The 26,725-nt window shown below is 56.8% G+C and carries 36 protein-coding genes and 1 pseudogene; 32 read left to right on the top strand and 5 right to left on the bottom strand.

Features of this window, described 5'->3' with window-relative positions; translation table 11 throughout:
• Position 1: 1 nt before the first annotated feature.
• A complete protein-coding gene (locus MTP42_RS05015) occupies positions 2-349 on the bottom strand; it encodes a DUF6054 family protein (protein ID WP_249258096.1) in 348 nt (115 codons plus the stop codon).
• A 155-nt stretch (positions 350-504) separates the two neighbouring features.
• Between MTP42_RS05015 and MTP42_RS05020 the strand changes: the two are divergent.
• Positions 505-786 (top strand): annotated as a pseudogene (locus MTP42_RS05020) (sigma factor); the annotation flags it as partial.
• Here the strand turns inward: MTP42_RS05020 and MTP42_RS05025 are convergent.
• On the bottom strand, positions 739-2,682 hold the full coding sequence (locus MTP42_RS05025) for a recombinase family protein (protein WP_249258097.1): 1,944 nt from the start codon (positions 2,680-2,682) through the stop codon (positions 739-741). The pseudogene MTP42_RS05020 and the gene MTP42_RS05025 overlap by 48 nt on opposite strands.
• Before the next feature lie 69 nt (positions 2,683-2,751).
• Between MTP42_RS05025 and MTP42_RS05030 the strand changes: the two genes are divergently transcribed.
• From MTP42_RS05030 to MTP42_RS05055, 6 genes are all read left to right on the top strand, one after another.
• Positions 2,752-3,453 (top strand): replication initiator protein A, encoded by a 702-nt coding sequence (locus tag MTP42_RS05030; RefSeq protein WP_330221140.1) that lies wholly within the window; start codon positions 2,752-2,754, stop codon positions 3,451-3,453.
• A complete protein-coding gene (locus MTP42_RS05035; RefSeq protein ID WP_249258098.1) occupies positions 3,443-3,742 on the top strand; it encodes a helix-turn-helix domain-containing protein in 300 nt (99 codons plus the stop codon). The genes MTP42_RS05030 and MTP42_RS05035 overlap by 11 nt, the downstream gene beginning before the upstream one ends.
• A gap of 85 nt (positions 3,743-3,827) precedes the next feature.
• Complete coding sequence (locus MTP42_RS05040; protein WP_249258099.1) at positions 3,828-4,289, top strand: DUF523 domain-containing protein; 462 nt, start codon at positions 3,828-3,830, stop codon at positions 4,287-4,289.
• Positions 4,274-5,050: an HAD hydrolase family protein gene (locus MTP42_RS05045; protein ID WP_249258100.1), complete on the top strand. Its 777-nt coding sequence runs from the start codon at positions 4,274-4,276 to the stop codon at positions 5,048-5,050. Before MTP42_RS05040 ends, MTP42_RS05045 begins: the two co-directional genes overlap by 16 nt.
• An 87-nt stretch (positions 5,051-5,137) precedes the next feature.
• Positions 5,138-5,725 (top strand): pentapeptide repeat-containing protein, encoded by a 588-nt coding sequence (locus tag MTP42_RS05050; protein ID WP_097779531.1) that lies wholly within the window; start codon positions 5,138-5,140, stop codon positions 5,723-5,725.
• A 12-nt stretch (positions 5,726-5,737) separates the two neighbouring features.
• Positions 5,738-6,190 (top strand): aminoacyl-tRNA hydrolase, encoded by a 453-nt coding sequence (locus MTP42_RS05055; protein WP_249258101.1) that lies wholly within the window; start codon positions 5,738-5,740, stop codon positions 6,188-6,190.
• 15 nt (positions 6,191-6,205) lie between these two features.
• Here MTP42_RS05055 and MTP42_RS05060 read toward each other — a convergent pair whose 3' ends face one another.
• Complete coding sequence (locus tag MTP42_RS05060; RefSeq protein WP_442899452.1) at positions 6,206-7,087, bottom strand: DUF5131 family protein; 882 nt, start codon at positions 7,085-7,087, stop codon at positions 6,206-6,208.
• Between the two features lie 114 nt (positions 7,088-7,201).
• Here MTP42_RS05060 and MTP42_RS05065 point away from each other — a divergent pair, with 114 nt between their 5' ends.
• Together MTP42_RS05065 and MTP42_RS05070 are read left to right on the top strand one after the other, a co-directional pair.
• Positions 7,202-8,221, top strand: a complete 1,020-nt coding sequence (locus MTP42_RS05065) for a macro domain-containing protein (RefSeq protein WP_249258102.1) — start codon at positions 7,202-7,204, stop codon at positions 8,219-8,221.
• Between the two features lie 90 nt (positions 8,222-8,311).
• Positions 8,312-8,971 (top strand): vWA domain-containing protein, encoded by a 660-nt coding sequence (locus tag MTP42_RS05070; protein ID WP_249258103.1) that lies wholly within the window; start codon positions 8,312-8,314, stop codon positions 8,969-8,971.
• 113 nt (positions 8,972-9,084) lie between these two features.
• Here MTP42_RS05070 and MTP42_RS05075 read toward each other — a convergent pair whose 3' ends face one another.
• Entirely contained in the window at positions 9,085-10,677 is a 1,593-nt protein-coding gene (locus MTP42_RS05075) for a recombinase family protein (protein WP_249258104.1), read from the bottom strand.
• A gap of 47 nt (positions 10,678-10,724) precedes the next feature.
• The gene (locus MTP42_RS05080) at positions 10,725-11,288 is read right to left on the bottom strand and encodes a helix-turn-helix domain-containing protein (RefSeq protein ID WP_249258105.1); all 564 of its coding nucleotides are present in this window, start codon (positions 11,286-11,288) and stop codon (positions 10,725-10,727) included.
• A gap of 185 nt (positions 11,289-11,473) precedes the next feature.
• Between MTP42_RS05080 and MTP42_RS05085 the strand changes: the two genes are divergently transcribed.
• The 23 genes from MTP42_RS05085 (at position 11,474) to MTP42_RS05195 (ending at position 26,670) form a co-directional block, all read left to right on the top strand.
• Entirely contained in the window at positions 11,474-11,686 is a 213-nt protein-coding gene (locus MTP42_RS05085) for a helix-turn-helix transcriptional regulator (RefSeq protein WP_129872737.1), read from the top strand.
• A gap of 76 nt (positions 11,687-11,762) precedes the next feature.
• Positions 11,763-12,254, top strand: a complete 492-nt coding sequence (locus tag MTP42_RS05090; protein ID WP_117505096.1) for a helix-turn-helix domain-containing protein — start codon at positions 11,763-11,765, stop codon at positions 12,252-12,254.
• A 3-nt stretch (positions 12,255-12,257) separates the two neighbouring features.
• Positions 12,258-12,446 (top strand): hypothetical protein, encoded by a 189-nt coding sequence (locus MTP42_RS05095; RefSeq protein WP_156070653.1) that lies wholly within the window; start codon positions 12,258-12,260, stop codon positions 12,444-12,446.
• A 130-nt stretch (positions 12,447-12,576) separates the two neighbouring features.
• Complete coding sequence (locus tag MTP42_RS05100) at positions 12,577-13,047, top strand: transglycosylase SLT domain-containing protein (RefSeq protein WP_249258106.1); 471 nt, start codon at positions 12,577-12,579, stop codon at positions 13,045-13,047.
• Positions 13,048-13,275: a hypothetical protein gene (locus MTP42_RS05105; RefSeq protein WP_156070649.1), complete on the top strand. Its 228-nt coding sequence runs from the start codon at positions 13,048-13,050 to the stop codon at positions 13,273-13,275.
• A 15-nt stretch (positions 13,276-13,290) separates the two neighbouring features.
• Positions 13,291-13,488 carry a DUF6011 domain-containing protein gene (locus MTP42_RS05110; RefSeq protein WP_117505089.1) on the top strand — a complete coding sequence of 66 codons (198 nt, stop codon included), beginning with the start codon at positions 13,291-13,293 and terminating at the stop codon, positions 13,486-13,488.
• Between the two features lie 89 nt (positions 13,489-13,577).
• On the top strand, positions 13,578-14,609 hold the full coding sequence (locus MTP42_RS05115) for a hypothetical protein (protein ID WP_249258107.1): 1,032 nt from the start codon (positions 13,578-13,580) through the stop codon (positions 14,607-14,609).
• A 2-nt stretch (positions 14,610-14,611) separates the two neighbouring features.
• The gene (locus tag MTP42_RS05120; RefSeq protein WP_129872742.1) at positions 14,612-14,989 is read left to right on the top strand and encodes a hypothetical protein; all 378 of its coding nucleotides are present in this window, start codon (positions 14,612-14,614) and stop codon (positions 14,987-14,989) included.
• Positions 14,989-18,825 carry a metallophosphoesterase gene (locus MTP42_RS05125; RefSeq protein WP_238077806.1) on the top strand — a complete coding sequence of 1,279 codons (3,837 nt, stop codon included), beginning with the start codon at positions 14,989-14,991 and terminating at the stop codon, positions 18,823-18,825. Before MTP42_RS05120 ends, MTP42_RS05125 begins: the two co-directional genes overlap by 1 nt.
• A 28-nt stretch (positions 18,826-18,853) precedes the next feature.
• A complete protein-coding gene (locus tag MTP42_RS05130; RefSeq protein WP_249235648.1) occupies positions 18,854-19,687 on the top strand; it encodes a Lin1244/Lin1753 domain-containing protein in 834 nt (277 codons plus the stop codon).
• Positions 19,635-20,573: an ATP-binding protein gene (locus MTP42_RS05135; protein ID WP_238077816.1), complete on the top strand. Its 939-nt coding sequence runs from the start codon at positions 19,635-19,637 to the stop codon at positions 20,571-20,573. Before MTP42_RS05130 ends, MTP42_RS05135 begins: the two co-directional genes overlap by 53 nt.
• Entirely contained in the window at positions 20,570-21,127 is a 558-nt protein-coding gene (locus MTP42_RS05140) for a hypothetical protein (protein WP_238077805.1), read from the top strand. The genes MTP42_RS05135 and MTP42_RS05140 overlap by 4 nt, the downstream gene beginning before the upstream one ends.
• Positions 21,091-21,348: a hypothetical protein gene (locus MTP42_RS05145; RefSeq protein WP_249258108.1), complete on the top strand. Its 258-nt coding sequence runs from the start codon at positions 21,091-21,093 to the stop codon at positions 21,346-21,348. Before MTP42_RS05140 ends, MTP42_RS05145 begins: the two co-directional genes overlap by 37 nt.
• Complete coding sequence (locus MTP42_RS05150) at positions 21,341-22,138, top strand: hypothetical protein (protein WP_249235649.1); 798 nt, start codon at positions 21,341-21,343, stop codon at positions 22,136-22,138. The genes MTP42_RS05145 and MTP42_RS05150 overlap by 8 nt, the downstream gene beginning before the upstream one ends.
• A gap of 10 nt (positions 22,139-22,148) precedes the next feature.
• Entirely contained in the window at positions 22,149-22,826 is a 678-nt protein-coding gene (locus MTP42_RS05155) for a hypothetical protein (protein ID WP_249235650.1), read from the top strand.
• On the top strand, positions 22,826-23,515 hold the full coding sequence (locus MTP42_RS05160) for a DUF2786 domain-containing protein (RefSeq protein ID WP_129872748.1): 690 nt from the start codon (positions 22,826-22,828) through the stop codon (positions 23,513-23,515). Before MTP42_RS05155 ends, MTP42_RS05160 begins: the two co-directional genes overlap by 1 nt.
• Before the next feature lie 5 nt (positions 23,516-23,520).
• Positions 23,521-24,084: a hypothetical protein gene (locus MTP42_RS05165; protein ID WP_249258109.1), complete on the top strand. Its 564-nt coding sequence runs from the start codon at positions 23,521-23,523 to the stop codon at positions 24,082-24,084.
• Positions 24,085-24,094: 10 nt separating this feature from the next.
• On the top strand, positions 24,095-24,820 hold the full coding sequence (locus MTP42_RS05170) for a hypothetical protein (RefSeq protein WP_129872750.1): 726 nt from the start codon (positions 24,095-24,097) through the stop codon (positions 24,818-24,820).
• Positions 24,821-25,018: 198 nt separating this feature from the next.
• A complete protein-coding gene (locus tag MTP42_RS05175; RefSeq protein WP_154251255.1) occupies positions 25,019-25,192 on the top strand; it encodes a hypothetical protein in 174 nt (57 codons plus the stop codon).
• Positions 25,189-25,542 (top strand): hypothetical protein, encoded by a 354-nt coding sequence (locus tag MTP42_RS05180; protein WP_129872751.1) that lies wholly within the window; start codon positions 25,189-25,191, stop codon positions 25,540-25,542. The genes MTP42_RS05175 and MTP42_RS05180 overlap by 4 nt, the downstream gene beginning before the upstream one ends.
• The gene (locus tag MTP42_RS05185) at positions 25,529-25,813 is read left to right on the top strand and encodes a hypothetical protein (RefSeq protein ID WP_238077799.1); all 285 of its coding nucleotides are present in this window, start codon (positions 25,529-25,531) and stop codon (positions 25,811-25,813) included. Before MTP42_RS05180 ends, MTP42_RS05185 begins: the two co-directional genes overlap by 14 nt.
• Complete coding sequence (locus MTP42_RS05190) at positions 25,791-26,153, top strand: hypothetical protein (protein ID WP_238077798.1); 363 nt, start codon at positions 25,791-25,793, stop codon at positions 26,151-26,153. The genes MTP42_RS05185 and MTP42_RS05190 overlap by 23 nt, the downstream gene beginning before the upstream one ends.
• Positions 26,140-26,670, top strand: a complete 531-nt coding sequence (locus MTP42_RS05195) for a hypothetical protein (RefSeq protein ID WP_249258110.1) — start codon at positions 26,140-26,142, stop codon at positions 26,668-26,670. The genes MTP42_RS05190 and MTP42_RS05195 overlap by 14 nt, the downstream gene beginning before the upstream one ends.
• The last annotated feature ends 55 nt before the right edge of the window (positions 26,671-26,725 follow it).

Below are 26,725 nucleotides of genomic sequence, written 5' to 3' on the forward strand. Positions count from 1 at the left end.
CTTACTCCTCCAAAATTTCTTCCAGCAGTCCCTTTACGTCCTCCAAAAAGGATTCCTCTCCAAGGATGTTCACTTTGAAGAACACCGCCTGACTGCCGCCTGCGGTGATGGCGGATAACCGAATCGGGCTGTCCCCGTTCTGAAACATGGTCAGCGTCAGACTCAGGCGATTACCGCCCATCACGCTGTACCGTTCAAAGACGCGGACGCTGCACCGGGCATCGCCCTCTTTGAAATCACTTCCGGCTTCCAGCTCTGCCGACCAGTTGCTGGCCGGAATTTCGTTTTCCAACTTCCAGAGCAGCTGATCAAATTTTTTGTTTTGAATGGTCTTTTCAAAGATCGCCATAATGGTTCCTCCGTTTTACCAACAAAATTCAGTCCCTTATCCTTAATACGAACGAACCCGCAGGAAAATTGCAGAATGCCATCCCTGCGCTCCGGATTCGGAGGAATACTTTGTGATCTTCCAACAGCATACAGTAGCACCAGGGGGTGCTGTGTATGCTATTAACGCTGCTGCAATTTTTCGCTACAAAATTTCTGGTGCTGGCGCTGCATCTGGAAGCGGGGAGTTTCCCAAAGCCGCTCAGCGCGCGGGAGGAGATCGAAGCCTTTGCGGCTCTGCGGGCGGGGGACAGGAGTGCGCGGGAGAAGATCATCCGGCACAACTTGCGGCTGGTGGCCCATGTGGCAAAGAAATACTACGCCCAGCCCGGCGACCAGGAGGACCTGATCTCAATTGGAACCATTGGGCTGATGAAGGCTGTGGACACCTTTGACACCACCCGCAAGGCGCGGTTTGCGACCTATGCCAGTAGATGCATTGAGAATGCTATCCTCACCCCAGCGAACGCCGGACGGAGAATCGGAACCATCTCCACCGCCCTCGGGGTCGTTGACGTCCTCTTCCGGGTCTACCGGGAAGGTGGTCCAGTCGATCTCATCCTCCGGTGAACCAAAGAGCACCACATGCGCCACCTTGCCGTCCCACACCACCTTGCGTACCACCGTGCGGATGGCAGCACGTTTCTGGGTCACGGTCATATCGTCGATGTTGTCGTGGAACACGGTCAGCAGTTGACGCATCAGGTCAAATTCCATCCCTGCCAGAACGCCTTCGTCCGTAAGGCTTTCCAGTTCCCGGATGCGGGAGCTCAGGGCGGCATCCTGACCGTTCAGTTCCTCGATGCGTTTTTTCAGGTGGGCTGCGGCGGTGCTGTCGCCGAAGTCAGCAAGGGAGTCGATGAGGGCGGTGATCTTCCGTTGCGTCTCGGCCTGCTCTTTGCGCAGGGTGGAAAGCTTGGTCTCAAACTCGGAGCGGTTGCCTGCGTGGGCGGACTTTGCCTTTTCCAGTTGCTTCATAAAGTCGCTGGAATGGTCGGCAAGGTGTTTGACCTGTTCGCAGATGGCAGCATCCAGCAAATTGCCGTTGGCATTCCGGACATTACATAACTCTCTCCGGCTGCGCTCCTTCAGTTTGCACATATAGGGAAAGACCACCTGCCCGTCGGCAGTTTTGCGCCCGGTGACCTTGGGGTACATCCGGCTGCCGCAGGAGCACCACAGCAGACCGGTGAGCAGAGCTTCGTTGCCGCGGGACTTGTGGTAGGACTTGGATTTGTTCCGTTCCAGCGACTCCTGCACCCGAATCCACCGGTTCGAGGAGATGATGCCGGGGTGTTCGCCCACCGAAACGAACCATTCGCTGATGGGATTGTAGACCGTAGCACGGCCTTTTTCCTGGTCGCTGCGGTTGTAGGCCAGCACGCCGCGCACACCGTCGAAATCGGACTCCGGGGCGAACAGTTCTGCCTCATTGTCCACAAAATACTGATAGGCGTCCTTGTCTGCAATCAGGTAGACAGGATTCTGCAAAATCGACTTGATGGAAAACCGGGTGAACGAACGCCCGGTTTTTGTTTTGATGCCCTGCCGCAGCAGCTCGGTCTCGGTCATGGTCAGAGAATCGTACTGCTCGTAGAGGTCGAAAATTTTGTAGATGATCTCTGCTTCGTCCGGCAGCAGCTTGAGCTTGCAGGCCTTTTTGGTCTTGCCGTCCACCGTGATGCTCTTGACGCTCTCGGAGGCGTAGCCCGTGGGGGTGGTGCCGCCCAGCCAGCGCCCGGTCTTTGCCAGCTCGTGCATGTTGTCCCGGATGCGCTCCGCGATGGTCTCCCGTTCCAGCTGACTGAACACGGATGCGATGTACATCATGGCACGGCCCATGGGGCTGGACGTGTCAAAACTTTCCCGGATGGACACAAAGTCGATGCCCAGCCGTCCCAGTTCTTCAATCAGGCTGGAAAAGTCGCTGATGTTGCGGCTGATGCGGTCCAGACGATAGACCACGATGGCACGGATCTTCCGCTCTTTGGCGGCGGTCATCATCTTTTTGAAGTCCGGGCGGTTCAGGTTGCCGCCGGAAAAGCCCTCGTCCTCAAAGACGACCGCTTGCTGTGCTGCGGCATCGCCGTAGTGGGTGCGGATGTATTCGCGGCAGAGGTCGATCTGATTTCCGATACTTTCGCCCTTGCCGGTGTAGCGGGATTTGCGGGAATAGATGGCAATGGTGTCGGCAGTTTTGGCCATGAGATACTCCTTTCCTGTTGTCCGGTGGCCGTAGATGCGGCTATTGTAGCATGGCAGGCCATCTTTGTAAAGAAAAATAACGATAGTCATACATATTTCATCATACTACGAACGGAGGTGTCAAGGATGTGACAAGGCAGGATAAGCGAGGAAATCAGGATGTTTGACTATTTCTATGGGCAGTCGGGCGAGATGTTCTCGTATTTCCGGGTGCCCAAAATTTTATTCCGGGACATAAAATTCAAGGACCTGTCCACTGATGCCAAAACGCTGTACGGCATCCTGCTGGACCGCATGGGGCTGTCGGTGAAAAACGGATGGCTGGATGAGCAGGGAAGGGTGTATATCATTTTTCCTGTGCAGGAAGTGATGGATGCACTGGGCTGCGCAGACAACAAGGCAACCAAACTGTTCCGGGAATTGGAAAAGTTTGGACTGATTGAGCGCAAACGGCGTGGGCTGGGAAAACCCGATCTGATTTACGTCAAAAACTTTGCAGACCCGCGTTTCCGGAATCGTGAAAAGAACGGTTCCGGTGCCGCGGATTCAGCGCAGCAGGAAACGGCAAAATCACGAGGAAATAAGACTGAGTGGAATAAAACCGAGGGGAGTGAACCTGATCCTTTCTCTTCCGACGCGGAGAGCGAACCGGATGAGCGCACACGGCTGGAAGCGTATTTTATGCAGTCGTTGGAGGTGGACTTGCTGCTCCGGGTCTGCCCGGATGAGGAGGACACCATCCATCAAATCGTGAATCTTCTGGTGGATTTTCAAGCTGAAATCAGGCCGGGACTCGAAAAAAGGAGTCTCGGCCTGGTTGTGTTTTCGGCGCAAAGGAAAGGATTGAACAATGCGATTTGATGCAAAAGAATTCGGCGGACATATCCGCGATTTGCGGAAAAAGAAGGGGATTACACAGGAACAGTTGAGTATAATGCTGAACGTTAGTGCGAACCATCTTGCAAAAGTTGAAACGGGAAGCCGCTGCTGCTCGATTGAGTTGCTGCAGGATCTTTCGTCCTGCCTGAATGTCAGAACGGACTATCTGCTGAACGGAGATGCACCGCATAACAACCATCTGAGGGAAAGACTGACGTTTCTTGCACAGGAATTAGAAAAGATTACGTCGGACCTCCCGGTATGGGGATAGGAAAAGCAAAATCCTCTTTTTCAATGCCCAAAAGCGTGGTAGAATAGGTAAAAGATTCAGTATCTGAAAAACGGAGCGCGCAACAATGAAGATTCTGGTCAGCGCCTGCCTGCTGGGCGAAAACTGCAAATACAGCGGCGGAAACAATTACAATCAGGCGGTTTGCGATTTTGCGCGGGGGCATCAGGTGGTTCTGGTCTGCCCGGAGGTGCTGGGCGGCCTGCCCACACCGCGGTGCCCGGCGGAAATCGTGCAGGGCGTTGTCACGAACAAAGAGGGCATCAATGTGGACCGGGAGTTCCGGGCAGGTGCAGCGAAAGCCCTTGCCATCGCAAAAGAAAATGGGGTGGAGCTTGCCATCCTGCAATCCCGCAGCCCCAGCTGCGGCGTGAAGGAAATTTACGACGGAACGTTTTCCGGGACAAAGATTCCCGGACAGGGCGTTTTTGCCAAGATGCTGATGGACGAAGGTGTCCGTGTTCTGGATGCCGGGGAATTGCCTAAAATTATCTTGAAAAATGAGGACGGAAAATGTCAATCAGACTGATTTGCAGCGATATTGACGGTACGCTGCTGCAATACGGCAGGAAAGAGCTGGAAGGCGAGATCTTTGAACAGATACGGGAGCTGCATCGGCGCGGTATTCTGTTTTGCCCGGCATCCGGTCGGCAGTATACCAGCCTGCGCAAGCTCTTTGCACCGGTGGCAGACTGCTGTGTGTTTCTTTGTGAGAACGGCGGCGTGATCTATAAGGACGAACAGTGCATCGCCAAGAACCCGATGCCGCGCGCGCTGGCCGAAGAAATCGCCAACGACCTGTGGACCCGCAGCGACGGGCAGGGCGAGGTAATGCTTTCCGGCCAGAATACTGCATACCTGATGGAGCGGGGTCTGGGAATGCTCAAGCGTATTCAGTTCATCGGGAACAATTATCAAATCATCCATGACCCTTCCGAGGTGCCGGAGGAGATCACAAAAGTATCGGTGTATCTGCACGAAGGCGTAGAATCTTACACGGAACGGTTTGTCCCACGATGGAAAGAGGCGAACTGCGCTGTGGCAGGGCCGTACTGGATCGACACCACCTTTGCCAACAAGGGCATCGGTGTGCGCAGCATCTGTAGGACACTGGGCATTGACCCTGCGGATGTCATGGCTTTTGGCGACAATTATAACGATGTGTCGATGCTGGACATTGTGGGTGTGCCCTACATTATGGATGGTGCCGCCGCACCGCTGCGGGAAAAGTACCTGAACCATACACCCCGCCCAGAGGATGTGCTGCGGGAGTTCTTGAAGCAAGCGTAAATTTGGAACGCGCACGTTCCAAATTTGAAATGATACGATACAAGCTGCACGGCTCTGCTGGAAGAACTGCGCTGACAGGAGAATTTTATGACAGAGCGTTATTGTGAGGGTGAACGATTTGCTGACCTGTCGTTCACCGAGGAGGCTTTTGAGGATTGCGACTTTACCGACTGCGTGTTTGTGGACTGCTCCTTTACCAAATGCGAACTGGATCATACCACGCTGAATGAGTGCAAATTCGTGCGGTGTGAGATCACAGGTCTGCGCAGCACTCATTCTTCGGTACAGTCGCTGGATTTTGAGGACTGCCGCCTGAATGAAATTGAGTGGGCACCGCTGATGTCCAACGGTGCCTTCCCGGACCCTATCCACACGCTGAAAGAGTGCAGTCTGAAATATAACACCTTCACCGAAATGAACTTTAACCGCTTTGACTTTTCGGACGGCAACGAAATTGTCGGCTCCATGTTTGCCAAATGCGAGATGCAGCTGGCGAATTTCAAGGGTGTAGAACTTCACGAAACGGAGTTCTACCAGTGTGATCTGCGCAAGGCAGATTTCCGGGATGCTACAGGCTATAAGGTGGACATTCTGGGCAGCCGCCTGAAGGATGCGAAATTTTCCCTGCCGGAAGCGGTGAATCTGCTGGCAGATTTGAAGATCAAACTGTCGTAAGAAGGAGAAAAAATGCGTCAACTCATCATTGCACGAAAAGATCTGCAGATGTCTCCCGGTAAGCTGGCGGCGCAGTGCTGCCACGCTTCGCTGGCTTTCCTCACCGACCCCATCGGCATGGGACAGGGCGTGGAACCCATCGAGAAAGACGGAGAAATTACCGGCTATCGGGCAGAAATCATGTTGGAGAAAGCAACCTATGAAGAATGGTTCGATGGCTCTTTTACCAAAACTATCTGCGGGGCAAAGAACCGCAATCAACTGCTGAAAGCAAAGACAATTGCCGAGGAATTGGGACTGGTGGAAAACAAAGACTTCTTCCTTATCCGGGATGCCTGCCACACCGAGCTGGAGCCGGAAGAATTTGATGAAAACGGAGAAGGCATGACCATGACCTGCATCGGTTTCCGCCCGCTGCCGGATGAAATTGCACATCAGATCAGCCATAAGTTCCATTTGTATTGATAGAATTCCTTTATTTTATAAGCATTTTCCACAGTCACTGCAGCCGTTGCAGATCAACTTGCTGCCGCAGGTCTCGCAGTTTGCGCGGAAATGGGGTACATAGAGATCTTCCTGCGGGATGGGGTAGCCCCAGTCGTCCACGAGGTCAAAATGAATGGGCCTGCCCTGAAAATTCATGCCGGATTTACAGGCCATTCGGCTTTGCAGCTGCTTGTTTGGCAGGTGGTAGCGCCTGCCGTCCTTGATGAACACGGTGCCGGTCTCGATAAAGCAGAAGGTCACGTTGGCATCCACACATTCCTGCCGGAGAGACTTGACCCAATCAAAATTGCAGGGGCGGGCACCATCGTAGTTTTCGCCGCCGCAGATGACCTGCTCGATTTGCCCGGCGGAAAGGTACTGCCGGATGCTTACTGGCCCGATGAAGGGCGCGCACATGATGCCCTTGTGCTTGAAGGGCAGGTCAAACAGAATGGGAATGCGCTCATCGGCGCGGCGCTGATTTTCACAGGTGACGTTGAAAAAGATGTTGTCCCAACCGCTGCCCCAGTCCGGCGGCAGGCACTCCCGTACCCGCTGCGGCCGTTTGGTGAGCAGAAAAAACACCACATCGCTGCGCTGGCGCATGATGTTCCATGCCTCAGCCCGCCACGGGTCGGCTTCTTCTAAGAAGAAGTCTGAGGTCATGCAGACCCGGATCTGCTCACCACTCTGGATTTTGTAGTGTCCGGTGCGGTCTTTCTGGAGCGGATAGGAAAAGCCGCTTTTCGTTTTGTAGATCTCGGCTCCGTTCTGGTCCCGCATCCGGTCGAGAAAATACATGTAGCAGTTCTGGCAGCCCTCGCTGCACTTGACGCAGCCGTGCCATGGATTCCAGATGTCGTGCAGGAAGCTCACCTTCTTTCGGTACCTATTATTATAATAGCTGCGCGGACAGGAAACAAGAGCACCCCTTGCACCGCCCCGCCGGATGTGATAGGATGAAGAAAACCATGTGAGGGAGGAACCACCATGCCGTTTCTGATGATCCGTAACGACATCACCAAAGTGGCGGCGGATGCCATTGTCAACCCGGCCAACCGGAACCTTTTGCAGGGCAGCGGCACCAGCCGTGCCATCTATCAGGTGGCAGGGGAGCAGGAGTTGACCGCTGCCTGTGAAGCCATCGGCCGCTGCGATTTGGGCAGGGCCGTGTGTACCCCGGCGTTCGGTCTGCCCGCAAAATATATTTTCCATGCAGTCTGCCCAGCGTGGCACGGCGGCGGGTTCGGCGAAGCAGAACAATTAGCCAGTGCCTACCACTCTGCGCTGAAATTAGCCGCAAAGTATCACTGCGAGAGCGTGGCCTTTCCGCTGCTGTCCAGCGGAAACTATGGCTACCCCAAAGAACAGGCCTTCCGCATTGCGGTGGACACCATCACACAGTACGTCATGGAGCACGACCTGACCGTGTATTTGGTGCTCTACGATCGGGGCTCGCTGGCCGTGAGCCGGAAGCTGTTCGCCTCGGTGGAGGAGTACATTGACGACCACTATGTAGCACAGAACGATGAAAGCTACGGATTTGGCCGTCGGCGCAGGGAATTGTCAGAGCGGCGGAGGCTTCTGGAAGAAGATACCGCACTGCCAATGCTGGGGGCAGTTCCGGCACCCAGGACAGCCCGCAGTCTGGAAAGCCTGATGGACAACCTTGGCGAGAGCTTCACCACCCGGCTGCTGCGGCTCATTGACGAGCGGGGGCTGAAAGACTCCACCGTGTACAAGCAGTCCAACATCTCCCGGCAGCATTTCTCCAAAATTCAGTGCAATCGCGACTACAACCCCAAAAAGAAAACGGTGCTGGCCTTTGCGGTGGGGCTGCACCTGTCCGAAGATGAAACCATCGACCTGCTCAAGAGCGCGGGCTATGCCTTTTCGGATGGCTCCAAGCGGGACTGGATCGTGCGGTACTGCCTGGAACACAAAATCTATAACATCAATCAGGTCAATACGCTGCTGTTTGAATACGATCAGGAACAGCTGGGTGCGTAATTTGTCGCCTGCCCGTTGACCTTTTGCCCTCCGGTTTGTGGTATCCTTTTGCCAACGAAAGCAAAGAGATGCAAAACGGAGGGCATTGTTATGAAGAAAAATCTTACCGAGCTTGTTTTCATTCTGGACCGCAGCGGTTCCATGGGCGGGCTGGAGCAGGATACCATCGGCGGGTTCAATGCTATGCTGACCCGGCAGAAGGAGCAGGAGGGCGAGGCCAATGTGACCACCATCCTGTTCGACCATGAGGTGCAGCTGCTGCACGACCGTTTCCCACTGAAGGCTGTTGCACCGCTGACCGAAAAGGACTATTACGTCCGGGGCTGTACGGCGCTACTGGACGCCATTGGCTACGGCGTGGAGAAGATGGTGAACATTCAGCGCCATCTGCCGGAGAGTGAGCGCGCCGAAAAGGTCATCTTTGTCATCACCACGGACGGCTTGGAAAACGCCAGCAAGCGGTTTGGCTATGAGAAGATCCGCCGGATGATCGAGCGGGAAAAAGAGCAGTACGGCTGGGAGTTCCTGTTCCTCGGTGCCAACATGGACGCCGTGAAGGAAGCTGCCCGCTTCGGCATCTCGTCCGACCGGGCTGTGCGGTTTGAGAATGACGCACAGGGCGTGGCGGTCAACTACCACGTTGTTAGCGAGACAGTCTCCCGGATGCGGGAAGCACCCTGCTGCGCGTCCATCGGCGCAGAGTGGAAAGAACAGATCGAAGCTGATTTCCAGAAGCGGCATCATAGGTAAGGGAGGAAACAGCCATGTTAGGAGCAATTTTGGGTGACATCGTGGGCAGTCCCTATGAGTATGGCTAAACACGATAACTATAAGAAAGAGAGGACCGAAACGGCCCTCTCTTTTCATTTTTCGGATTTTGGGATGCGCGGGTATATCTCAATGGTGAAACCATCAGGACTTTTTTTGCGCTTCTCGTTTAGCTTCTGGTAGACGACCTTTTCGAGCACTTCTTTTAGGAGAGCGTTTTTCTCCTCGGCCGTTTCGAGCAGCGGGTACACGTCGAGCAAATTCTTAACCTTAGGGATGATGTCACGGCGGCTGGTCTCCCGGAGCTTCTCCTCGGTCAACTCACGGGAGCAGCGGGTGACGCTATCCTTTGCGGAAGCGATTTTGTCGGAGAGCATTCGAGAACGGGACAGAAATGTGTCTGTGTCGTAGATGCCCTGCTCGAGGAAGTCGTGGGTGCGTTCGAGCTGCTGCTGCAATTTGCGGAGCTCGGCCTCCGCGCTGGTGAGAGCTTTTTCCCGGACGCCGACCGACGACACGGAGGACGACGCGGCAGCAGAGCTCCACTCGAGCTCATAGCCTTTCATCCACTCGGAGAGGCCCTGTATGACGCGCTCCTCGACGATAGGGAGATAGCTCGAGCAATTCGGGCAGCCGCGACGAGGGCAGCGCACGACCGGCATATCTGGATGGACAGGGTTTATCATCCGCATCATCTGCCTGCCGCACTCGGAGCAGACGAGCAGACCGGCCAGAGGATTCCGGACAACCTTTTCTTTGCGCGTGGAAGTATTCTCACTCCGGGTGAGCTTATCGTTTGCGAGCTCAAATGTTTCTTTCGGAATGAGCGGAGGGTGAATGCCTTTGAATACGCACTCTTTCTCTGGGTCGGCAGGACCGCGCACAGAAACGACCTTGCCGTCAACCACTTTCTTCTTCGTCTCACGGCTGCCCCAGCGCACCATGCCGATGTACGTCGGATTCTTGATGATTCCGCGAATGGTGATTCTTGCCCATTGCGAACCGGACGGAGACGGGATGCGCATATCGTTGAGCCTCGTGGCGATTGAACCCAAAGACAGCGGGCGAGCGGAACCATCCTCGTCCTGCAAACCGACCGTGTACAGGTCGAAAATCATACGAACTATTGCGGCCTGCTCCTCGATGGGCTCGAGTGAGCAGCCCTTTTCGTTTTTGAGCTTTACCCGACGATAACCAAAGGGAGCTAGACCGGACGGCCATTTGCCCTCTTTGGCGGAGGCGAGGCGACCGCGCTGCAACCGGCGGTTGATGATTTTGTACTCGCGGCGGCTCATAAACAGGCCGAACTCGAAATACTCCTCGTCGAACTCGTTGTCAGGGTCATACGTTTTTATAGGGGTTATTATTTTTGTCCCGGAGAACTTGAATGTCTGCGCGATGATGCCTTGGTCGATGGTGTCGCCGCGCGCCAGACGCTCGACCTCCATGACGAGGACGCCGGACCAGACGCCCTGCTCGACCTCGGAGAGAACCCGTTGCATCATTGGGCGGGCAGCGATGGTGTCACCAGAGACGACCTCACGGTAAATATCGGTCACGTTGAGATGCTGCCTTTTCGCCAGCTCGAGCAGAGTGTGCTCGTGCCGGGAGAGCGTTTCGCCCTCGCCGTGTGCCTCTGCCTCGAGGTCGGAACGAGACTTGCGCAGGTATATGAGATACTGCTCCATGATGACCTCCAAACAAAAAGGCCCGCGCCGGAGCGCAGGCCAATAGGTTACTTGTTGCTGTCTTTTAAGGCCGCAACATCGGCCTGCAAGAGGCTATCCAGAATAGAGGCGGTCTTGGCCTTGAGCGTGTTCTGCTTCTCCATAATCTGCGGGAAAGCATCTGCCAGGTCTCCCCCGCAATCAGCGAGGATGCTCTTTATCTCGCCGCGACCGGTTTGCAGCTCAGAGAACAGCTCGCGGTACAGGGCCAGCTCTGCTGCGTTCTGCGCGTTCATGCACCGGGAGAGCAGCACATAGACCGAATCGAACGTCGAGGAGACGACGACGCGGAGCTCTTTCGAGAGGGCGTCATATCTGCGCTTGAAGTTTGCGTTGTCCTGACGGAACGCCTCGTTACCGTGGGCGCGCTCATCCTCGCGGCCCAGCAGATAGTCAGTGGTTACCCCGAAATAGTCCGCCATCTGGCAGAGCAGGGCGAAATCTGGCTCTTTGCCCTCGGTCTCGTAGCCGGAGACCGTAGTGCGCTGCTTGCCGCAGAGGCGGGCAAACTCTGCCTGCGTCAAATCTTTCTCCTTGCGGAGCGCGACCAACCGTTCAGAAAACTTATCCATACAGACGTACCTCCCTAAGACTTTTATATTGTATCACAAAAATCCCCTCACGGGGACAAATGACGCTAACTGCGTCATAAATAGCAAAAAATTTTTGAAAAAACTTGACTTTGACCCAATTAGGGACTATAATAAACCACAGAAAGACCCCAAAAGGGTCACACAGAAAGGAGGAGACAGGCGGAATGCGGAAAAAGCTGCAAACGCTCCGAGAGGGCGCAGGCTATACCCAGCAGACTTTCAGCGAGCGACTGGGCGTGAGCCGGAGCCACTACGCACAGATTGAGAGCGGAGACAAGAATCCGTCCCTCAAGCTGAGCCTGAAAATCAAGCAGGCCCTCGGCTATCCCTACGACGACCTTTTTTTTAACCCGAAGCGACCCGTTTCGCGTCATTGATGCGAAATGATGACGCCAAAAGCAAACATTTGGCGTTTCCTTGTAAATATTTTAACCGAAAGGAGGCACGGGATAAATGCCTAAAATGGCAACGAAAGCCGCAGATAACGTGTTCTACAAGGCACGAATCGCAGCGGCATCGTGGAACGACCGGTTAGGCAGCAGAGAGGGTGCGTCAGAGGTGACCGGCATCGACCGGACACGGCTCGCCAACATCGAGCTCGGAACCATCAACCCGCATCCGGAGGAGGTCCTGATGCTGTCGGACACCTACAACGCGCCGGAGCTGCAAAACCATTTCTGCTCGCACCTCTGCCCGCTCGGCATCGGGACGATTTCACCGATTGAGCTGGAAGAGCTCGAGCGGGTCACATTGCAGCTCATTTCGGCAATGAAGTCGTTACCGGAGGTCAAGGACGGAATCATCGACATCGCGGCCGACGGCGTCATCGACGCGAAAGAAAAGCCGCGCATGGAGCAGTACCTCGAGGTACTCGACGAGATAACGAACAAGGCTCAGACCTTGAAGCTCATTTACAGAAAGCAATTCGGAAAACAGGAGGTGTAAAAAGTGTTGGAGGCGAAGCAGAGCGGGAACGTCGTGGAGGACTTCACCATCGGGAACACCCGAATCAAGATTTGCGACGACTTCTGCCGGACCCGGACGAGCGGAGAGGTCAAAGAAATCCTCAACCGCGTCGCACGGAGGACGGTCGGCTCGCTCACGGCAGCCGCCACACCTGATTATGGATGCGCTTAAAAGAAAGATGGAGATTGCGGCCGTTGCGTTTTTCTGCACAGTCACCGCACTCATTGCGGCTTATTCCTGCGCGACGACGGCCGCAGCAAACCTCGCACAGCAGACAGCAGCAGCACCGGCAACGGAATATGTGACGCTCGCCTACATGGAGGTGCAGCCAGAGGCCGAACAGGAGCCGGAGCTCCTCTACGACGTGCCCATGAGCGACGAGCTGCAACGGTACATCCGGGAGCAGGCGGAGCGGCAGGACGTCCCATTTGAAATCGCCCTCGCCGTCATCGAGCGGGAGAGCAGCTACCAGCCGGATGCGGTCAGCGACACCGGAGACTTCGGCCTCATGCAGATTAACATCTGCAATCACCGCTGGCTCTACGAGGAGCTCGGAATTACGGATGTGATGGACCCGGAGCAGAACATCGAGGCTGGCCTATACATCCTCGGGCAGGCGTTCCAAAAGTACGACGACCCGGACAAGGCTCTCATGGCCTACAACATGGGCGACAGCGGCATGAAATCAGCGTGGAGCAAGGGCCAGCACAGCAGCAAATACAGCCGCGCAGTCATTGAGACGGCGCAGGCCCTCAAGAGAAAGGAGCACTAAATGAACTGGAAGATTCACAGAGCGATTCTCATTGCGGCCATCTGGATTGCAGAGGTCCTCTCGGCCGGTATCTGCGGATTCATCGCCGCGCTGGCACTCATTCCGGCCAGCTACGCCGCGCGCGGCTACTTCGCCTTTGGTGGCGAGTGGCTTATCGTGCTCGGCGTCACGCTGCTTGCGTTCCACGTCATCAACAACGCATTCTTCAAGATGCTCAAGGACCACTGAAAGGAGGTGAACCACATGGCTGAACAGAACCTTTTCTGCCTCTGCGGCAGATGCTCGCGCAAGCTGCGCAGCGCGGCTGCCCGTCGCGTCGGTATGGGCTCGACCTGCTGCCGCAAGGAGACGGGCAAGACCATCACCCAGTTGCTCAAGGAGCTGGACGAGCAGGAGGCCGCAGCAGCGGCAGAGCAGCAGGAGCCGGATACACAGGCATAAAAAAAGAGCCGCGCTCGAAAGCGCGACCCTCTTGTCGGACAAGCCTATTGTATCTCGCTCCACATCAAAAGTCAACAGGAGCGTGAACCATGAACGAACAAAACAAACACGCTGCGCTCACCATTGCGCAGCAGTACCCGCCCGCGCAGTACAACCTCCTCGTCCCGATGCAGACCGTGACGGAGATTGCCGACATCCAAAAGCCGGTGATGAACTCCGTGAAAATCAGCACCGACCTCAATGACGGCGAAATCTATGAGATGGAGAAAGCCAAGGACGAGTGGCGCGACAGCAAGGGGTACGTCCACAAAGCGACCCCGGCCAAGTACGCCCTCACCAAAAAGGGTCTCACCAAGCTCATGCGAGCTGCAGGCATCAAGATTCTTTCCAGCCGCCCGGTCGTCCCGTCCACCTGCCAGAAGTGCGCTGAGGTCAACCGCAGCATCGGAAAGCCGATTCGCTGCGGAGGCTGCCCCAACAAGGACGTCAAGCACGAGGTCCGAATCAGCGTCCCGCAGCTCACCGGCGAGAACGTCACCATCGTCGCCCATAAGGAAATTGCGGTGGATGATGTGACGGCTGGGATGACAGAGAAGCAGCGGGCAGAATTTATGAAGTTCCGCAGCGAGATGTGCGAGAGCAAGGCTCTCAACCGCGCCCTCCGCACCGCGATGCAGATTAAGTCCAGTTACCTTATCGAGGAGTTCGGAAAGCCCTTTGTTGTGGCTTACCTCGTCCCGAACCTTGACAATCCGACCGTCCGTGAGGAGGCGGTAAAGTCCATGTTTGGCGCGGCGAATGACCTGTACGGCAGCCGCCCGAAAACCAGCCACACGGTCTATGTGGACGATGACGACGACGGCTATGTGCAGCCGGAGCCGGATTTTGAGGTCGGACAGGAGCAGCCCCAGCAGGAGCAGCAGCCCGAGAGACCGGCGCAGCGGCCTCGCCAGCAGCAGCCCACGCCGAGCAACCGACAGCAGGGCCGGAACGGCGACAGCGAGTTCTGCGCGGACTGCGGTAAGCAGGTCGGCCTCGACGTAGCAGAGTACAGCCGCAAGCATTTCGGCGGAGTGGCTTATTGCCGCGACTGCCAGAGAAACCATACATGGAGGAAATGATTATGATGATTCTTTCGCAGGACGGCATGGTCGCCGTCAATTCGGACAACGTGGCAATGTTTGAGGTCAAGGAGACTGAAACAATCCCTCACGAGGCACAGCTCATGGCGACCATCTTTATTTCCGGCGGCGGACGTTACACCAACGCCGAGCGCACCTGCTGCCCTATCGGGACGTTCCGCAGCCCGGACCGCACCGAGCTCGCAAAGCTCGCGCTGGACTACATTTCGTTCAGCATCAGCTCTGGCCACAAGGTCTACGCGCAGGTTCCGACCGAAGATGAAATGAGGAATATTCAGTGCGCGAAGTCTCGTGCGGATGCAGCGCGGCGCGGCAAGCTCGACGACATCATCAAAGAGCTGCTCAGGGAGGATATGTGATGCTGAAAGTATTGCACACCGGAGACTGGCACATCGGCAGTTTCCCCGGGCCAGAGGTCGGCGGACAGAATGCCCGTTTTCAGGACATCTGCCGCTGCCTTGATTTTCAGGCGATGTACGCGGAGGAGCACCGGCCGGACCTTATCGTCGTCTCTGGCGACATTTTCCATCAGGCCCGCGTATGGTCGGACAGAGGTCTCCGCGAGAGCCGGACAGCCATAGACCACATCCGGCGGCTTTCCAACGTGGCCCCGACCGTCGTGTTGCGTGGCACTCCGAACCACGACAGCGAGGAGCAGTTCGAGATGCTGACGACGGCTTTTTACGGCGATGATTCGGTCAGCGTCGTAACGGAGCCGGAGGTGATCCACATCCACACCTACCACGGGCAGCGCGTAGATGTGGCGTGTATTCCGGGCTTTGACCGTGGCGTACACCGGGCAGCGCACCCGGGCCTCTCTCGAGAGGAGGAAACGCAGGTGTTCACGGACGAGCTGGCAAAGGTCGTTCTCGGCCTGAAAGCACAGTGCGAGCCCGGTGTGACGAGCATCCTGTCTACGCACTTCACTGTCCCGGGATGCAACATGGAGAGCGGCCAGACCGCGCTATTTGCACAGTTTGAGCCCGTCATCTACCCAGACACCCTGAAAGCTGCAGACTTTGACCTCGTAGCACTCGGCCACATCCACCGGCCGCAGCAGCTCCCGGAGGCAGGCCGTGCGGTGTTCTACTGCGGCAGCATTACAGGCCTCAACTTCAACGACGAGGGCCAGCCGCGAGGCTTTTACATCCACGACATCGACGACGACGGGGAGGCATGGAGTGAGTACATCGAAACGCCCTACCGGGAGTTCGAGACCATCCGCCTCAACGAGGACGATGTCTGCACAATGTTGAGCGCGGAGCGGGTCGTTGTACCTGACCGCCTCAAGGGAAAAATCGTCCGCGTTCTCTACACCTGTTCGGACGAAACAAACAAGGCTTTCAACAAAGCTGTCCTTGAGAAAAGGCTCTATGACGGTGGTGTGTTCTATGTCTCCGAAATCACGCCGGAGGAAATCACGACAAGCGTGAACCGCGACGAGCTCCATGGCGACAACAGCCCGGAGCAGAACCTCGCCGAGTACCTCGCCGAAAAGGAAAAGAGCCCGGAGGACGCCCAGCGCATAATCGAGCTGGCCCGCCCGATTATCTCGGAGGCAATGGAAAAAGGCCGCCTTGAGACCCCGACCGGCTTGTTTATGCCGGTGGAAATAGAGGTCAAGAACTACCGCAACTACCGCGACGAACTGTTCAGCTACGACGGCATTTCCTTTGCAACCATCAACGGCGAGAACGGCGCAGGCAAGTCCAGCCTGTTCATGGACGCCATGCTGGACGCCCTTTTCGAGGAGCCCCGGGAGGGCGACCTCACTGGCTGGATTTGCAACGACCCGGATGCCCGCAGCGGTTCCATCAAGTTCACGTTTTACCTCGGCACCAAGCTGTATCGCGTGACACGCACCCGCACAAAGAGCGGCAAGGCGACGCTGAATCTCTCCGAGTATGTGGACGAGAGCTGGCAGAACCGCAGCGCGGAGAAATACCGCGATACGCAGGCCATCATCGAGAACACCATCGGCATGGACAGCCTGACGCTCAAGGCGACCGGCCTTATCATGCAGGACCAGTACGGCCTCTTTTTGCAGGCCGACAAGGCGGACCGCATGGCAATTCTCGGCAACATCCTCGGCCTCGGCATTTATGACCGCATGGAGAGCATGGCGGCCAACCGGGCAGCAGACGCCAACCGGGAGCTCCGGCGCGTCGCGGATTTGCAGGAGGAGACCGGGCGGACGATGCCGGACAAGGCAACGGTCGAGGCGGCCATGAACAAGACGGCCGTCGAAAAGGCCAGCGCGGTAGCAGACAGGGCCATCCACACAAAGGCCATGAGCGAGGCGCAGACAAAGCTCGACATTGCCAAGCAGGCACAGAAGCGGTCGGAAAAACTCGCCAGCGAGCTCGGCTCTTGGATTGCGGAGAAGAACGCGAACGCCAGCGCGCAGGCTGTTTGCAGAGCGCAGATTTCCGATGCGCAGGCTCTCCTCGATAAGCGCGAGGAGGTAGAGGCAGGCAGCCAGAGTTACGGAAAACTTTCCGCACGGCGGGAGGAGCTGCTGGGAACGGCGGCCCTGATTCAGCCCAAGGAAGAAAAGCTGCGGGACGTTATGGCCGCGCTCTCTGCCCAGCGGAAAAAGAAAGGCAGTCTCGAGGCCGAAAAACTTTCTGCACAGGCAACGTGTTGGAGCTATGAGCAGGCCCTCGCGGACTATGACGAGCTCGAGCGGAAAGCGGCAGACCTCGCAGGAGCGAGCGAACGGCTCACCGCGCTGGAAGAACAGGACGAGCAGTATCTCGCAGCAGACCAAGAGGCCATGAAGCTGCTCCAAACCAAGAACGCAGAAACCGCGCGGATACAGTCTTGGCTCGACATAAAAGAGAACGAGGTCACACATATCCGCTCCCGGGCCATCATGCTCGAGACCTGCGGCTGCCCGGTCGAGAACCCGGAATGCCGTTTCCTGCAGGATGCAGTGGAGGCGAAAAAGAAACTGCCTGCGGCCGAGACGGAACTGGAAACCTACCGGCAGCAGGCTGAGGAGCGCGCCGAGCAGCTCGACGCTGAGTATCAGGCCGCAAAGAAAAAGGCAACGGGCCTCAACTGCCGCAAGGATTTGCAGGCCCAGCGTTTCCTCGTTGCAGACCTGCGGAAAGCCTCGGAGCGGTTCGCAAAGCTGGCGGCGCAGAAAGAACGCCTCGCGGAAGTTAAAGAGCGCATCAAGGCCATCGACGAGGAGCTTGAAACCATTCCGGCCAATATCGAGAGCCTCGAGGCAGACCGTTTCGTCGTTGAGGACGAGCTGAAAAAGCTCCGGCAGAACGCAGCGGAGCTCGCCAGCATTGAGGCGCAGCTTTCGGACGTTAAGAAATACATCGAGCTGGAAAAGCTGCTCCCGGCAGCGGAGGCTAAAAAGAGCGCAGCGCAGACCCGCCTCACGGAGCTCCTGACCTACGCAGAAAAGACCCGGACGGCGATTGATGGCATCAATGCGGAGATTCTGACCCTCGCAAAGGCGCAGGCTGATGTTGACGAACTCAAGGAGCAGTACGCGGAGGCGGATGCAGCCCTCACGGTGGACAATATCCGCATTGAAGAGCTGGACCAGCAGGCCGGACACAGCCGCAGGCAGATGGAAGAAATCGAGACGGCAGAGGCAAAGCTCGAAGTCCTTCGCCGTCAGGCGACGGAACAGGGCCAGCTTGCAGCGGGCTATGAGGAGCTCAAGCGGGCTTTCTCTCAGGACGGTATTCCGCATAACATCGTCCGCAGCATCGTCCCGCTGTTCGAGGCGACCGCGACGAGCATCATCAGCCAGATGTCAGGCGGCCACATGAGCATTGAGATGCGCATGGAAAAGACCCTCAAGAGCAACAGCAAGAAAGAGGTCACCGCGCTGGACATCATCGTAAACGACGCGGCGACCGGAGCTCTGCCCTATATGAGCCGTTCCGGCGGCGAGCGCGTTAAGGCGGCCCTCTCGGTCATCCTTGCGCTGGCAGAGCTCAAGAGCAGCACCGCAGGAGTGCAGCTCGGATTCCTGTTTATCGACGAGCCGCCGTTCCTCGACGACAAGGGTGTACAGGCCTACTGCGACGCCCTCGAGGCCATCCAGAAACGGTATTCCTCGCTCAAGATTATGGCTATCACTCACGACCCGGAGATGAAAGCCCGTTTCCCGCAGGCCGTTGACGTTGTAAAGACGGCGGAGGGCAGCAAGGTCATCTACTCTTGAAATCACCAGCAGAAAGGAGGTGCGAGACTTGGGAAGAAGCAACAGGCAGACCGCCGACTACTTCCCCCATTACGTCGGGGAAAAGAGCCGGACAAAGTTCATCCTTGAAAAGAACTGGGGAAACGACGGGTATGCCTTTTGGTTTAAGCTGCTCGAACTTCTTTGCGCGGCAGACGGCCAGTATTACGACTGCTGGGACAAGATGGGATGGGAGTACCTACTCGCCGTCACCGGAGTTACAGCCGAAACGGCGGAGGCCATCCTGAACACGCTCGCCTCCATGGGAAAGGTGGACAAAGAGCTGTGGGAGAGCTGCCGCGTCATTTGGGTGCAGTCTCTCCTTGAGAACCTCCGCCAGCTTTACTCAAAGCGCACCGCAGCACCGACGAAACCGTCGGTCGATAACTTTCCCGGCCGCAGGGCGGAAAGCCCTGCACAGGAGCCTGCAGCGGCCACAGAGGCGGAGGAAACGCCACCGGCCGTACCGGAGCCCACGCCGGAGGAGCACGACAAACCGAAAGCTCCCCGGCGTAAAGCCGGGAGCCTCTCGGCAGAGCAGGCCGAACGGTTTGACCGCTTCTACGCGGCCTACCCGAAAAAGGTGGACCGGGCCACGGCAGAGCGGGCGTGGGCCAAAATCAACCCGGAGCCGGACGACGCGGCGACCGACAGAATCATCGCGGCGGTTGAGGCCGCAAAGAAATATGACAGCCGGTTCCGGGAGCGGCAATTCACGCCAAACCCGGCAAGCTGGCTTAATGCAAAAGGCTACATGAACGACTACACAGGAGGTGAGCAGCGTGGAAACGATGACGGCTATGCTGGATTCACTCCGTCCGGCGGATTCGGCTCGTTCGGCTGAGACCACACAGCACCGACGGCCGACAAGCAAGGATATTCTGGCTGGTGGTTACAACTGCCAGCGCGAAATCCCGGAGCCGGTCGAGTGCGAGTTCTGCGGCCGGAAACTGTACCACGAGGCCCTCGTGATGGGCCGAACGGTCCTCATGTTTGCCCCGTTCCCGCAGAGATGCACCTGTGAACAGGCAAAAGCCAAATGGGCGGAGGCGGACGCAGAGGAGGCCAGACAAAAGGCGGAGGCCGAGAAAGAGGCGGCGCAGGCCAAACGGCGCGCCAAAATCGAGAGGCTGCTCGGCAGGAGCGGCATCAAGAAACGCTTCCAGCAGCGGACGTTCGCCAACTTCATCCGGGACACCCCGGAGCGGCGGCGGTGCTACGACACGGCCAAAACCTATGCAGACAGCTTTCCACAGCGCGCAGAGCGTGGCGAGGGCCTCTACATAGAGGGAACATACGGAACCGGCAAAACGCACCTCGCGGCCGCCATCGCCTTGCAGCTCATAGGATGCGGCGTCCCGGTCGTCTGCAAGACGTCCGGCGACCTGCTGGCCGACATCAAGGAGGCTTTCGACAACAGCGACGCCACCGAGTACGAGATACTCAAAGCGTACAAAACGGTCGATTTGCTCATTGTGGACGACCTCGGGAAAGAGCAATGTACCGATTGGAGCGTGAGCACCCTCTACTCCATCCTGAACGACCGGTACGAGGATATGAAGCCGACCATCATCACGACGAACTACAACGCCGACGAGCTGGTGCGAGCACTGACCCCGAAAGGCGGAGACGGCACAAAAGCCCGGGCCATCATAAGCCGCCTGCGGGAGGTCTCAACGGTCATCACGATGGCGTGGCCCGATTATAGAACAGGAGGCAGCAGACGTTGAAGTACATGAAATTAACTGACGAGCAAAAAGAACGGCATCCATCAATCCATTATACCGGCAGCGTCCGAGGCATGAAAAAGCTCGGATATTGGGGCAAACATGATGTATGCGTTCGGTGCGGTCAGTACATCTACAACATCTCTATTTGGCTGGACCCGAACCGCTCGAATAAGACCGAAAGGCCAAAAGAGGAGCTGCCGCAGGCGTATTTGGATATTCTCGAGAAACGTGAATGGAGCGTTTGCGATTATACGGACGACGGCCGCGTTGAGCTCGAGTGGTATTCACCGGCCGGAGAGGACTTCATTGTCTGCGTGAAAGTCGAGAACTTCCCGGACGAGATTCTGGACTACTCCGACAGCTTTGACCCGGACGAGCATATTGCGATGTGGATTGAGGCAAAGCAGAACGGTACGAAGGGCGTTCCGGGCGCGCGGCAGATTGTCCACGACGCGGAGGAAATCGAGAAAGAGCTTGACGAGCTCGCATTTGAATTGCAGGAGGCAGAGAGAAAATTATGGCTTACAGATATTACAGCACACGCCGCCCGCTGATGGTGGGCGGAATCCCCTCTACGGAGAGCGTTACCGAAATCGTAAACTTCGAGAGCGGTCGGACCTATTGCGAGGAAATCGACAATAAAGCATGGGGCTACATTGAGTACGCCACACCGCTCGCCCCGCAACAGGCATCCGATTACGAGCTGGTTTTGGCCCCGCAGAAGCCCTCTATCCCTAAACCGCCGCTGAACCGGCAGGAGGTCTACCATGAGTGAGGTGAAAATCAAGGAATTGGACAAGAGCCTCATTCATCAGGCGAACAGCAACAGCATGAGCGGCCAGCGCGGCGACATTTCGGCCCACGAGTACGAGGTCTACTGCCAGAAAGTTATGAGCTGGAACATCCCGGACAGCCGCAAGCAGAAAATCGTGGACCAGATTTATGCCAAGTGGAGCGAGCAGCTCCGGCACGAGGCAGCCCATGTGAGCGTCGCCGTCGCAGGACCGGCGCGGTACAACGCAAAGAAGCTGGACCACAGCGACACCATTCTCCGCCTTTCCTCTGAGTTCGTGGAGTGGTTCAACGGCCTGCAGGAGCAAGTCTGGCAGGGCCGTATCGAGGACAAGGACGCAAAGGAGATTGCGCGGCTGGTCGATGACATCAAATTCTGCATCGAGCGGCCGACGCTTAATCCTACCGCGAGCCTATGCGAGCTCGCCAACAAGGACCCGGAGCTCTTCATGGAGTATTACGAGAAGCTCCATGAAAAGTACCGCTGGCGCAAGAACAGCGTCATCGCCAAGCTCTACGCGGCCGGGAAAGAGGGCAAACTCGCAAACCTGAACCGGCAGAAGTTTTTCGAGGACGAGAACCTCGTCGCCTACACGATGGGCGACCGGGCGTACATCAAGTTCGTTATGAAGCCTCGGCAGCAGCTTATTGTTGCCCTCAAGAGCCGGAAATGGTGGTGGAACAGTTACGAGGAGGCGTGGAGCACATACCTCAACAAGCTGGACGAAGAGTGGGTGCAGAGCATCAGCACCCGGTACGCCGATTACGTTTGAGGAGGACAGCATGAAGCGACTTATGATTATCGGCCTGTGGCCGGACGACGCGGTCAATTATTGCACCGAGAAATGCGACTGCCGCAGGTACGCATTCGACAGGATACTTTACCACAGGGGCGGACGAGCCGCCCGCGAGCGCATCTGCATCCCGGTAGTTGACAGGAGCGGAGCGACAACGACATACCTCGACCTCCCTGTAACACTCCTCGAGGCGGGCGTCGTTTATCTCCGCCTCGACGACGGCAGCGACATTTTTTTGAGCAACACGCAGATGGCGTTAATTGCCAACGAAGTCGAGAGGCAACGCGCAGAGTGCGCAGGAACCGGCCTCAAGACGCTCGGGAAATGGTTTGAGAGCGGCCTCCCGACCGCAGAGGACTATCTCGAACCGGGCGACGAGGTAGACGAGGACCTGATTGGCTACTTTCTTGACGTCTTACCGCCACGCACAAACCGCGCAGGCCTGTTGCAGGTGGGCGGAGAAATCAGCACCGCAAAGGATGTCAACGGACGCTGGCAGCCGACCTACCTTACGTTCAAGCGACAGGGCGGCACATGGCGGTACGCAGGACGGTGTTTTGAGGGCTCTGCGGAGCCAGTTCAGAAGTACCAGTCCTCGCTAGAGAGGATGATGCTTACACGCTGTAAGCTACTGGGAGTTGTAGCGCAGGAGGTTGAAGCCTAATGGACTACAAGGACAAAATCCGAAAGCTCCTCGCTCTTGCAAAGAGCCCGGAGCCGGAGGAGGCAAAGCTCGCCCTGCTCAAGGCCCGCAAGCTTATGGCGGAGCACAAGCTCAGCGAGCGGGACCTCGAGGAACGGAACACTACGGTCATAAAACGGGCCATCGGCGAGAAGTTTTCCAAGAAAGCAAACTCGTGGATGGACCCGCTCTCAATCGTTATTGGAGAAAACTACTGCTGCTCGGCGTTTCGATGCAAAATTAGCGCAAAAACAACCGTTTGGCACGTCGGATTTATCGGCTTGGAGGGCGATATTGAAATCTGCGTAAAGATATTCCGGTATGCGGTCCGGTGCATTAAATCGGAGCAGAAGAAGCTCCGCAAACAGCACCGGGACTATTACACACCGCAGGAGATTGCAAAAATCTGCGATTCCTACGGCTATGGGTTCGCCAGAGGTGTATACGAGGCGTTCACAAGACAGAATGAGGAAAATCAAGAATACGGCCTTGTGCTGAAAGTCCCGGAGGAGGTCAAAGACGAGCTCGAAAAGATTGGACCGCCGAAAGAGTTCAAAAAGACGCCCCAGCCAAAGACGGTTGGAGAGCTCGACGCAGCATGGCGCGGCGTCGAGGACGGCAGGAAATTCGACCCGTCAAACAAGCTGGAAGAAAAGAAACAGGAGGCATAACCGACATGGCAAGTACGAAGTTTGAAGTCTCGATGGAAATTTTCAAGTTTCAGGGAGAACCGGATGTGAGCGTCACGCTGACCGGCAAGAGCCCCGCAGAGCTCGACACCGCGCTCAAAACACTCGAGACCATCGCCAAGACCACGACGCTGTACAACGGCGACAGCGCGCCGGAGGCGGAAAAGAGCGTCACCAGCGAGCCGAAGCAGGCCGCCTCGGTAGTTTCCACGGCGGACAAGAAAGCCCCCCCCCCCAAGAAGCCGGTAAGCTGGCTTACGCCCGTCGGCGCAAAGGGGCTCATGCTCCTGCGCTGCCCGAAATGCAAGAGCGAGTTTGTACAGTTCTTGCGCGAACCGCAAACGACCAACGAGTGCCGGAAGTGCGGCGCGAAAATCCCGCTGGACGCGCTGGCACGGTTCGAGTTCACCTGCCCGGTCTGCAAGAAGGAGAGCTACGGTCGGACGAACGTCGAGGACGCCGAAATCGTAAACGAGAAGTTCTCCTGCGTTTGCGGCCGGAGCATCCCGAAGCTCACGTGGAACCCGGCCAAGCGTTGCTATACGACGTAAGGAGGGCTGGATGATGAAAGCACTGACCCACAACATCCAGCAGGAGCGCGAGGACCAGCGCGACCGCTCCGCGCAGCTCTTTATGTGGTGCATCGTCGTTTCTATGCACCAAGACGACGGCATTGGCGCGTCCCGCCTCCTGCGGGCGTGTAACGAGATGGACGCTTTTGAGAAAAAATACCAGACGGCTATCCTATACGGCAGCAGCAAGAACGCAACGGACGCCATGAGGGAGAACCTCAAAGGCATCTGTGATTTTGAGGTCCGGCTGCCGGTTGACCGAGCTCCGAGAGGACGCCGGGAGGAGCAGCTCCGCATGGCAAGCAATCAGGGCGCAGAAATCGCGTGGCTTGTTATGGCGGCCACCTGTCACGAGACGTTCGGCTACGGGAGAGACCGGCTGGCGCGCCTCAAGCAGAACTCCATGAACAACTACAAGCAGTACCTCGAGTGGGAAAAAGAGGATAAGGACCTCGCCCTCGACCGTCTGCGCAGATGCGTACAGGACGCCCTCAAAGAGGACCTCCGCGTCACTGACACCGACGACCGCAAGGGGATGCTTTCGACCCCGGGCAGAGGCCCCAGCGTATACGAGACGGCCGCTGTCTACTCGGAGATATTCAGGAGGGCCAGAGCAGCCCGGGCAGTGGCTCCGCTCGCGGTATACAGCGCAGCGAAGTACGACGAAACCATGACGGCCGCCCGGAAACGGGCCAGCGTTATGCTCGGCTTATGACTATCTGCCCGAAAGAGTGCCCGGACAGACACCCGGGATGCCACGACCATTGCGAACGGTATGCGGAGAACAAGGCGGCATACCAGAAGATGAAGCAGGAGTACGACGGGAGCGTCCGAAACCCCTACTGCCGTAGGTGGACGCACCGAGCCATCGTGCGCAGTTTCAAGAAGAAATTCAGGTAAAGGAGTGGTGACTATGTACGAGGTTCTTTTAGAGCTTGACGACCTGCTGGAAACCTTAACTTACTGGCTTTCCTTTGCGGCCGTCGCCTTGTCAGTAATAGTTGTTGTGGCCTATGTATGGTGCAAGGCCGCCGAGCAGAAAGCAACCCGGGCGGAGCCCCGGAAAAGAAAGGATGGGATGACATGAAACAGAGCGAAAAGCTCACGCAGCTCCTTGAGCTCATGCAGGCAAACCCGGAGCTCCCGGTCATTCCCTGTGTAGATGGGGATGTTGTCAGCGGCGACGAGTATTACTGCTGGCTTGGCTCATGGGGAGAGAGCGCGGTTCAGGAGTTCGTCATCGGCAGAGAGAGAACCTACTACCGGGAGGACGATATTTCAGAGATGAACGACGTCCTCTGTGAACACTATGACCCGGAGCTCGTGGACAACATGACGGAGGAGGAGACGCGGGCGGCGTACAACGCGCTCCCGTGGAAGAAAGCCATCTTCGTCGATGTTCACCAATACGAGGAGGAACCGGATGCCGAGGTATGATGTGTTCCTTGAGGGCAGGGCAGAGAGCTCCACCTGCTACTTCGGCGTCGCAGTCATGGCAGACGACCAAAAAGAGGCGGAGTACCTCGGACACGAAGCAGGGCGGAAGAAACACCGCGAGTGTGACGAAATCGAGGTCGTCGGCGTTATGCCGGTGATTTCAGCCCGGAACGCCGGAAAAGGGAGGCTCTGCCAGCGCATTCCGCTCAAAGAACGCGCTTTGAAGTTTGTAAAGGAGGCTATCAAAAATGGAAGAAGTAAGATTGATTGACGCGAACGCTTTGCACAAGCGCATCGAAATGAATCTCCATGCCAGTAACCCGTTCACTATTGAAGAATGCTGCTATAAGGACGCCCTGAACAGCGTGGATGAGGCTCCCACCATCGACCCAGAGAGCCTGCGCGGTCATGCCAAGTGGGTGAAGGACAAGGAATTGAAGTTTATCATCGTCGATGATGAAAACAACAGTCACGAGGAACCGGCAATTCGCTGCACCCATTGCAATGCCAAAATTTCGCAAAGCGATTTCGACAGCTGGGTCTGGAACTTCTGCCCGGTCTGCGGGTTCAAGATGGAGGATGAAACGGAGGAGCAACATGAAACCGATTAACGCAGAGGAAATCGTCCGTGTATTCAACGGCTGGCTCGAGGAGGCGGACAGCCTCGCAGAGCGGGAGGCCATCGAGTGCTGCATTGACCACATTCGGGACGCCCCAGCAGTCAGTCAGCAGGAGCTCAGCAGCTATATGCTGCCGTGGTTCAGCCCATTCGCGGCTCCGTGGTGCGGGAAGATTCAGCGCGCTTTCCCGAAAGCCTACGTCACCATGAACTTCGAGCTGATTCTCGTCCCGAGGACGAACACATACATCAACCTCAACCACTGCAGCACCCCGGACGAGTTCAAGGCGGAGGTCATCGAGGGTGTATCGCGGTTTGCGTTCAAGGCGTTCACAAAGCCGCTGCGCAAGGAGCATCTCGACGGCATCAACAAGCTGCTCGACACCAAATTCACGCCGGAGGACATGGAGTACATCTACACCAACCTCGGCAACGGCATCAACCACGAGCTGTGCATGAAGTTTGTCAAGAGCGGGTATGACCTCAAAGTAATCGAGGAAAGCGTATGAACTGCCAATTTTGCGAAGATTACGAGTGGAGCAAGAAGCACAGGCCAAAGACCGG

It is taken from the genome of Faecalibacterium sp. I2-3-92, from assembly GCF_023347315.1.
Taxonomy (GTDB): Bacteria; Bacillota; Clostridia; order Oscillospirales; family Ruminococcaceae; genus Faecalibacterium; species Faecalibacterium duncaniae.